We start from the raw sequence: 8,196 nt of genomic DNA, 5'->3' as shown, positions 1-8,196 counted from the left end.
TGAACACCAGCACATCTTTATCAAAAGGGAAGTGTTCGCTTATGCCTTTTTTGCTGATGCAGTAGTTGCGGTATTGCTCGATATTCATTATAGTTTGTGTGTTATTGAGTTTGTGAGTCAGTGAGTGACTTTCTAAAGATCTCCCAAATGTGTATACTTAAATCCTTTTTCATATTTCAAGCCATACCCAAATATCCTGTCCATTGCGGCGTGGGAGAACAGTACTACCCCGATGAGTTGCGTGATTTCTGATTGTAAATAAATCCCAATCAAATAAACCGCAACGGCAATCCCGCGATGGTGAAAAAGGTTGTAAGTAAAAGCGCCGGTTTTGTTTCCAAAAACATAGCCAAGCATTCCAACATCAGGTGCCAGTATTAAAATCAAAAACCACCACCAGGCAAAAGGTAATTGCGCAAAAAGAAATATGCCGAAGAGAAATAATGCGAGTTCTTCGAGTTTTAGGGTTGTATTCATATAAATTTCAAATTTTTAAGTATCCAGCCTTCAGTTAACCTACGGTTAGCAATGCAAATTCCAAACTCAGGACTCACTCACCACTCAAAACCTCATAAAGCACCGGCTTACTGGGAGAAGCGTCATTCACAAAAGAGGCCATTTGTAAATTCAAAAAATAGGTGCCGTCTTTAATGTCATTTTTTACGAAAATAAACTCGGTGATGGTAGCGTTTTTTCTTGGGTTATCAGGATAATTCCAGAAGGCACGGTGGGCGAGTAGCTCCCCCTCATCCTTTTCACGATCTACAGAAGGTAAGTCGATCAATAAATGCTCCACGCCAATTTCCCTTAAAAATAAAGCGGCATCCTCTAGCAAATAGGGCCAGTTGGTATGCGAGTATTGTTTGGATCGTTTTTCCAATGTATTTGGTATGGTGCGAATAACAATGGCTTGGGGTGTTGCTCCTTTTAAAGCTCTTTCGATTTGTTTTTTTGAAATGATTTTGTCCTCCTTGCCAAATGTTTCCGGGGCGACGGTGATGACTTCTGCAAGAAAGAAAAACTGTTTTAACGCCTTGTTCACCGAGTAAAATTCTTCAGAAATATGACCGTAACACTCTGTGTGTGTGCCGTGTGCATGCGGATTGAATTGAATGTTATTGAAGTTGATAGAGGCGCCTTCACTCACTTTGGCAATCCAGCCGTCGTCTTCAACCGGTTCAATTTTGGGTTCGTCGATATACCAGGCATTGGGGTTTTTTTTGCTGGCTACCAGTGGGATGGAAATATCCAGCGGTTTTGATAAATCGATGGGGTAAGTTTTGTTTTGGTGGGAAATCTTTGTAATCATTCGGATTAAATAATATTTGAAAATAATCAGCGATAATCAGCGTGATCTGCGGGCTAAAATTTCCCGCTGATTTCACAGATGTGCGCAGAGCTTATAAATTTAGTAAAAACAAATCACTCGAAATACCATCACTCAAAAATTTACCTTTTTTAGTTACAAGCAAGATGTCGCCGTCCAAAAAGAGGAGGTGTTCTTCCAAGTGTTTTTGAGCTTGTTTCAATAGATATTCTTTGTAAATACTGCCAAAATTTTTCTCAACCCGGTTTACAGAAACTCCCCAAATGGTGCGCAATCCGGTCATAACATATTCATTATAACGGTCAGTCTTAGTAAGGGCTTCGGTTTCTGAGGGGCGTTCACCTTTTTCAATGGCTTTAATGTACAAGGTATTGTTTCTCACATTCCAGTTGCGGTTGTTGCCGTCATAAGAATGTGCAGATGGTCCAATGCCCAGATACGGTTTTCCCTGCCAGTAAGCCGTGTTGTTTTTGCTGAAAAAATCTTCTTTCCCAAAATTGGAGAGTTCATAATGCACAAACCCCTTTTGCGAAAGCGTATCAATTAAGGTGTGAAAATGGGTTTCTGCGACCTGGTCATCCACCGGTGCAACAATGCCTTTTTTAATGAAGGTCTCTAAAGCCGTTTTGGGTTCTACCGTAAGCGCATAACTGGATATGTGAGGGATTCCAAAAGAGAGTGCTTTTTCAATGTTTTGTTTCCAGCGGTCATTAGTCATTTCTGGAATGCCATAGATGAGGTCGAGAGAAATGTTTTTAAAGTATTTTGTAGCCAAAGTGAGACATTTTTCAGCTTCTTGCGCATTGTGGGCACGGTTCATTAGTTTTAGATCTTCTTCAAAAAATGACTGAATGCCAATACTCAACCGGTTGATTGGTGAATTTGCAAGTTGGTTAATTTTTTCCTCCGTCAGGTCGTCGGGATTGGCTTCGAGGGTTACTTCCGCAGACTCAGCAACTGTGTAATGTTCATAAATGGTTTTGAAAATAAGCGCGAGTTCTTCGGAAGTCAATAAGCTTGGTGTTCCTCCTCCAAAATAAATGGTTTCCACTGTGCCGGGAAGTTCGTTTTTACGTAAAACCAATTCCCGGCATAGCGCTTCAACCAACTCTGTTTTCTTTTTCAGCGAGGTAGAAAAATGAAAGTCACAATAGTGACAGGCTTGCTTGCAAAAGGGGACGTGGAGGTAGATTCCTGACATTGTTGTATGGTTAAAAGTAGTAGGGTGTGCGGGATATATATTTCATTTTTTGAATTAACGAGTGTGACCTGATTTTCTTAATTCCAAATTAGGGCTTTAAAACAAACACCATTAATTCCATACTCAATGCCTATTCCAGTAATTCTTTCACCATTGGGTCTCCTTCTATATTGCGCATTTGGCGTTCTACCCATACGGCACGATTAGCAACAAACGCACTTGGCGGATTGATTCTATACTTTTTTGGGTTGGGCAAGCTAACGGCTAATCTTGCGGCTTCATTTCGGGTTAATTTTATAGCAGGTTTATTGAAATAATGCTGAGATGCCGCTTCTACACCATATACACCAACACCCATTTCTGCGATATTTAAATACATTTCCAAAATGCGTTTTTTGCCCCAAATGGTCTCGATCATAAAGGTAAAATATACTTCCACTCCTTTACGAAACCAACTCCTGCCTTGCCATAAAAAAACGTTTTTTGCTACTTGCTGCGATATGGTGCTGGCTCCACGCACTTTTTTTCCTTTCTTCTTCTTATTATAATCTAAAGCTTTTTCTATACTTTTTTTGTCAAAACCGTTATGTGTTGCAAAGAGTTGGTCTTCAGAACCAATAGCTGCAAGTTTAATGGATTTTGGCATTTTTTCAAATGAAATATAATCGCGTTTTAAACCTTCACCAGACGTCAAACTTTTAAACTGGGTAATGGTAATAGGGGGATTAATCCATTTTAAGGCAACAATATAAACGAGTTGCGCTATAAACAGGATTATGATAATCCTCTTTGTCAATCTCCAAATTTTTTTCAAAGTGTCAGTTTTGTGCAAATATCAGAAAAAAATATCTCTATTGATTTAAATTCCAAGTGTCCTAATTGGAAACAATGGTTGCTAAGTTCTTATAGAATGTAAAATTTTGGTGTTTCACCCTTATAAATTTTGAAGCCAAACCACTCATTCACCTTCTAGATATTCACTATTCTCTATTCCTCATTTCTTTACCCGTCCCTCATTCTGTTTCACAAACGCCCCCCAGCCGGTATAGCTTTTCTCACCGGTGGTTTTCCCCATATTGTAAAAGTGGCAAACGGCAGCTGCGAGTCCGTCTGTGGAGTCGAGATTTTTGGGGAGTTCTTTCAGTTCTAAAAGGCTCTGTAGCATCTTAGCGACCTGTTCTTTACTGGCATTTCCATTGCCGGTGATGGCCATCTTGATTTTTTTTGGGGAGTATTCTGTGATGGGTATTTGTCTTGAAAGTCCGGCGGCCATAGCCACGCCTTGTGCTCTTCCCAGTTTCAGCATAGATTGTACATTTTTTCCAAAAAAAGGGGCTTCAATGGCGATTTCATCAGGGTGATGTGTGTCAATGAGCTCGATGGTGCGTTCAAAAATAAGTTTTAATTTAACGTAGTGGTCGTCATATTTTTTGAGTTGCAATTCGTTGAGCTGTATAAACAACATTTTTTTATTCAACACTTTGATGAGACCGAAGCCCATAATAGTGGTTCCTGGATCGATGCCTAATATAATTTTTTCTGTGTTCAAGAAATATAGTACTTTGGTTACTACTTATGAGTACTTACAAATCTAAACAATATCTCTTTGTCCTGCTAAAAGTAATTGTGGTAATTGCGGCTTTGGGTTTTATTTACCATAGAATATCCACGCAAGAGATTTTTACTGTGGGAGGTTTTATAGAAAACTTCTGGTCTTCTCCCTTGTTTCAGATTGAAAACATGCTTGTTTTAGCAACGCTTTCCTTTTTAAATTGGTTATTTGAAATCTTTAAATGGCAGGTTTTGGCCTCTAAATTGAAAAAGATCTCTCTTGCAGAAAGCAGCAAACAGGTTTTAACGGCACACACTTCATCAATATTTACGCCTTTTAAAATGGGCGAATATGGAGCGAAAACACTCTTTTTTAGCAAAAAACAGATAAAAAAGGTTGTTTTTTTAAACTTTTTAGGGAATATGACACAATTGAGTGTAACCTTGGTTTTTGGATTTATAGGTTTGTTTTTCTTTCTGAAATGGAATTTCCCACAGTCGCTGGAAGGTTATTTATTACTTATGGGTCTTGGGCTTCTTTTACTTTTTTTGGGAAAGCGACAGATTTCTGTAAGTACCCTAAAAATTAAAGGGTTTTCCCTCAAAAAAATAACTGATTTTATAAAGAGCATCCCAAAAACTGCCTGTATTAAAATTCTACTTTTCAGTGGCGCGCGTTATGTGTTTTTCTCTTTTCAATTTTTCTTTATATTATATTTACTAACCTCGGAATCTTGGATTGAGACCTTGCCTTTGGTTTTTGTAATGTATCTCTTTAGTAGTGCTTTGCCGGTTTTACAACTTTTTGATTTTGCTGTAAAAGGCAGTGTTGCGGTTCTGGTTTTTAGTACAATTCCTGCTCAAATTGTAGTACTGTCAGTATTGATTATGTGGCTATTGAATGCGATGTTACCCGCACTATTAGGATCTTATTTTGTCCTTTCGTTTGACACTAAAAAATTTATAAAACCGGTTATAAAATGATTTGGTTTCTCATTATATCCATTGGTTTGTATGCTTTTTTAATGGTCTCCTTTGGCATTGGATTCTTTCGCCTGAAAACATTTTCTTTTCAAAAGACAAACCAAAAAACAACCTTCACCGTAGTCATTCCTTTTCGCAATGAGGCAGAAAATCTTCCGGTATTGATGCAGTCTATAGTGGCTTTGAAATATCCTGAAAGATTTATGGAAGTGCTATTTGTCAACGATGCATCAGAGGATGCTTCGGTGGTAATCATTCAGCAGTTTATATTGAAAAGGGAACCTTCTGGTTGGGTCATTCTTGATAATGAGAGGAAAACCCGTTCGCCAAAAAAAGATGCTATCACACTGGCTGTTTCCAAAGCAAGGCATGACTGGATTTTCACTACAGATGCCGATTGTACACTTCCTGAAAATTTGTTAAAAAATCTCGATACGTTCATTCAAAATACACCTTCAAAATTGATTACCGGACCTGTTTTGGCGCTGCCTGACAATCGTTTTTTTATCAGTCATTATCAGGTTTTGGAAAGTCTTACACTTGCGGGAGTGACAATGGGTGCTTTTGGAATGGGAAAACCTTTGATGTGCAATGGCGCGCACCTTGCTTATGAAAAAGCTGCTTTTGAGGCTGTAAATGGATTTAAAGGGAATGACCATATCGCCAGCGGTGATGATCTGTTTTTACTGGAGAAAATGCAAGCTGCATTTCCGGGGGAGGTCCATTTTTTGAAAAATAAAACTCAGATTGTTCATACTAATACAGAGAAAAAATGGTCTGCTGTGGTGCAACAACGGGTGCGGTGGACTGCAAAAACTACAGGATATAAAAATAAATTTAGTAAAGTTACAGGTTTCGTTGTGCTAGCGGCCAATGTGAGTTTACTGATTGCTTTTTGGATGCTTATTCAATCAGAAAACGGTTTGTTTTTTTTGATGCTCATTTTGCTGAAATGGGGCATTGATGAGCTTTTTGTGTATCAGGTAAATACCTTTTTCAAGCGTGAGATTCACTGGCTTTATTTACGGTTGATGGCGTTTTTATATCCGATTTTATCGGTTTATATTGGTGTTCGGGCATTGTTTGGAAATTATCGATGGAAGGGGAGGACTTTTAAAAAATGATTTTTTATTCGATTTATTTTTTACCTTAGCTTAAAATATGCTAAACCAATGGTTTATTAATTTTTAAAACAATGAAAGCCCTGAAAAATTTACCCATCTTTTTTATTTGTCTGTTTACGGCGACCACTTTTGCACAAAAAAACTATACTGTAAATGGAAACACTTATTCCCTTAAAACCGAAGTGGAAGGCCCCCTTACGCTGCTTTGGAACGTGATAGACAATGAGTACCGTTATTTCACCAAAAAGGAAAATGAGATTACCGAGTTGAAAAACACACGTGTTAACGGCAAGTATCAGGAAGAATACAAGCAAACGTTAATTCAACTCACTTCAGACCATTCCGTAGATGTTTCAAAAACCAATCTAACTCTTCCCGGTTTACGCACTTATGTCAATCAATATAATAAACTTGCAGATCATAATTTCATTGAAACTTCAACTGAATTTAAACTGGAGACCCGATTGGGTGTCTTTGCAGGAATTTCAAATAATACGTCAACCACAAATCCGGAAAATGTGTTTGCTCCTCTAGCCGGTTTGGAATTTGAAATTACAGATAATGTGGTTTTGAGGAGACATGCTATCGTGTTTCAGTTCAGACATTCTTTTACAGCGGATCAATATGATTTGACTTTTTCCCAAGTAGCTTTAAACTATCGATTCAAGTTTATACATACTGATAACCTTGCTGTTTTTGCTCAAGCAAAATTATTCACCTTAACTTTTAGTACTCTAGACGAAAATAATTCTGAGGGTCTTGAAGAGTTAAAAAATACTTCTCTCAACGCACCTCTTGGTTTGGGTCTGGGAATGGATTATAAATTAGGGAACGGATATTTGACCTTTGGGATTAATGATTTGGTTTCACCCGGCAATGACACCAATGATGAGTTTTCAATGGATGTCACTTTGGGTTATAAGTTCAGGCTTTAATTAGATTCAGTTTGAATAAGTAAAGGGACCGTAAATCTGGTAATTACCGGCACACCCCTTTTTAGAGCCGGTGCTACTTTTTCCAATGTTTTGATGCTTTCCTTTAGTTGGTTATGAAGTTTTGGGAACGAGTTAAAGGTTAAGGAATCTCCTTCTATTTCAATAATTTCAACTTTACTGTTACCGGTTATTTCTAAATGAATTAAAAGTGTGTCGGAAATAGTGACATTGCTAATAAACTCCTCTTTTTGAATGTGTTTTCTAATGTGTTTGAGCAGTGTTGTTTCAAAACAGGCTTTTTGTTGTGATTTGGTGTCGCTTTCATTGCAATTTGAAAACAAGGGGTAGGTATCTACATCATCCCAAGTGATGGACTTTAGTTCTTCTTTAAAAAAATCTTCCGAAGTTTTTTTTGGAGTTAAAAGCCGATCACACGAGCTGGAAATAAAGATTAATAAAAGTATAATGACCCCTTTTTTCATGCTATTGCAATAAGGACGAAAATTACAATTTTTTAACGGAAATGCTGCAAAAGTTTTATGAATGTGTTTGTGTCCATTCTCTTTTAGCGGGGTTCCAAATACAAAATCTTAAAAAGGAGATAAAACCACAAGGGTTCTGTCTAAGCTTTTGTAATGTTGAAATAAGTGATGTTTCTAATGAATTTTTACATCATTCTGTTTGCATGTGAATTTCTTTCTTAAGGTCTGCAATGCGTTGTGCTGCAAGAAGCCTAAATTTTCCTCTTTCCCCATGGGCTTTTATATAGCTTTCATATTGTTTTAAAACAGCTTTTTTGTCATTAAAAAAGTTGTCTGAAGTAGTGGCAAGTCTGTACATAAAAAACTCGTTTTCAGGATATATTTTGAAAGCCTTGTTTAGTATATCAAACGCTTTTTTATAATTCTTTTGACGGTGATAAAGTTCAAATAAAGCAGTGTATTCTTTTTCAACTTGCGGCTCTTTGAGAAGCATGGCAATTTCAAGATGTCTTTGGGCTTTGTTATAATAGTGCAAAGCCATATAAGCTTGAGAAATTTCAAAGTGAGATTGAGGGTTTTTATCATCATATTC

Annotated in this window: 9 protein-coding genes and 2 pseudogenes; 3 read left to right on the top strand and 8 right to left on the bottom strand. The window is 37.4% G+C overall.

Annotation, left to right across the window (positions count from 1 at the left end; genetic code table 11):
• The 6 genes and pseudogenes from AACY61_RS05155 to ruvC all read right to left on the bottom strand — a co-directional run.
• Window positions 1-88, bottom strand: a pseudogene (locus tag AACY61_RS05155) (MmcQ/YjbR family DNA-binding protein); the annotation flags it as partial.
• 44 nt (window positions 89-132) lie between these two features.
• A complete protein-coding gene (locus AACY61_RS05150; protein ID WP_339610516.1) occupies window positions 133-477 on the bottom strand; it encodes a DUF4260 domain-containing protein in 345 nt (114 codons plus the stop codon).
• Between the two features lie 73 nt (window positions 478-550).
• Window positions 551-1,309: a cyclase family protein gene (locus AACY61_RS05145; RefSeq protein ID WP_339610515.1), complete on the bottom strand. Its 759-nt coding sequence runs from the start codon at window positions 1,307-1,309 to the stop codon at window positions 551-553.
• 91 nt (window positions 1,310-1,400) lie between these two features.
• Window positions 1,401-2,528 (bottom strand): radical SAM family heme chaperone HemW, encoded by a 1,128-nt coding sequence (hemW, locus tag AACY61_RS05140; RefSeq protein WP_339610514.1) that lies wholly within the window; start codon window positions 2,526-2,528, stop codon window positions 1,401-1,403.
• Window positions 2,529-2,658: 130 nt separating this feature from the next.
• Window positions 2,659-3,333, bottom strand: a complete 675-nt coding sequence (mtgA, locus tag AACY61_RS05135) for a monofunctional biosynthetic peptidoglycan transglycosylase (protein ID WP_339610517.1) — start codon at window positions 3,331-3,333, stop codon at window positions 2,659-2,661.
• A gap of 189 nt (window positions 3,334-3,522) precedes the next feature.
• Window positions 3,523-4,077: a crossover junction endodeoxyribonuclease RuvC gene (gene ruvC, locus AACY61_RS05130; protein ID WP_339610513.1), complete on the bottom strand. Its 555-nt coding sequence runs from the start codon at window positions 4,075-4,077 to the stop codon at window positions 3,523-3,525.
• Between the two features lie 26 nt (window positions 4,078-4,103).
• Between ruvC and AACY61_RS05125 the strand changes: the two genes are divergently transcribed.
• From AACY61_RS05125 to AACY61_RS05115, 3 genes are all read left to right on the top strand, one after another.
• Complete coding sequence (locus AACY61_RS05125) at window positions 4,104-5,063, top strand: hypothetical protein (RefSeq protein WP_339610512.1); 960 nt, start codon at window positions 4,104-4,106, stop codon at window positions 5,061-5,063.
• Window positions 5,060-6,187, top strand: a complete 1,128-nt coding sequence (locus AACY61_RS05120) for a glycosyltransferase (RefSeq protein WP_339610511.1) — start codon at window positions 5,060-5,062, stop codon at window positions 6,185-6,187. Before AACY61_RS05125 ends, AACY61_RS05120 begins: the two co-directional genes overlap by 4 nt.
• A 71-nt stretch (window positions 6,188-6,258) precedes the next feature.
• On the top strand, window positions 6,259-7,122 hold the full coding sequence (locus AACY61_RS05115; RefSeq protein ID WP_339610510.1) for a hypothetical protein: 864 nt from the start codon (window positions 6,259-6,261) through the stop codon (window positions 7,120-7,122).
• On the opposite strand, the gene AACY61_RS05110 is transcribed toward AACY61_RS05115, so the two are convergent.
• Window positions 7,119-7,604: a hypothetical protein gene (locus tag AACY61_RS05110; protein ID WP_339610509.1), complete on the bottom strand. Its 486-nt coding sequence runs from the start codon at window positions 7,602-7,604 to the stop codon at window positions 7,119-7,121. The two genes, AACY61_RS05115 and AACY61_RS05110, sit on opposite strands and share 4 nt — an antisense overlap.
• Before the next feature lie 190 nt (window positions 7,605-7,794).
• A pseudogene (locus tag AACY61_RS05105) lies at window positions 7,795-8,196 on the bottom strand (hypothetical protein); the annotation flags it as partial.

The sequence above is a fragment of the uncultured Planktosalinus sp. genome (assembly GCF_963973675.1).
Lineage (GTDB): Bacteria > Bacteroidota > Bacteroidia > Flavobacteriales > Flavobacteriaceae > Planktosalinus.
This window is presented reverse-complemented; position numbering and strand designations above follow the sequence as displayed.

Excerpts from the sequence above, each read along its gene's own strand:
- AACY61_RS05150 (WP_339610516.1), bottom strand. The coding sequence starts at position 477 with ATGAATACAACCCTAAAACTCGAAGAACTCGCATTATTTCTCTTCGGC.
- AACY61_RS05145 (WP_339610515.1), bottom strand. The coding sequence starts at position 1,309 with ATGATTACAAAGATTTCCCACCAAAACAAAACTTACCCCATCGATTTA.
- hemW (WP_339610514.1), bottom strand. The coding sequence starts at position 2,528 with ATGTCAGGAATCTACCTCCACGTCCCCTTTTGCAAGCAAGCCTGTCAC.
- AACY61_RS05125 (WP_339610512.1), top strand. The coding sequence starts at position 4,104 with ATGAGTACTTACAAATCTAAACAATATCTCTTTGTCCTGCTAAAAGTA.
- AACY61_RS05120 (WP_339610511.1), top strand. The coding sequence starts at position 5,060 with ATGATTTGGTTTCTCATTATATCCATTGGTTTGTATGCTTTTTTAATG.
- AACY61_RS05115 (WP_339610510.1), top strand. The coding sequence starts at position 6,259 with ATGAAAGCCCTGAAAAATTTACCCATCTTTTTTATTTGTCTGTTTACG.
- AACY61_RS05110 (WP_339610509.1), bottom strand. The coding sequence starts at position 7,604 with ATGAAAAAAGGGGTCATTATACTTTTATTAATCTTTATTTCCAGCTCG.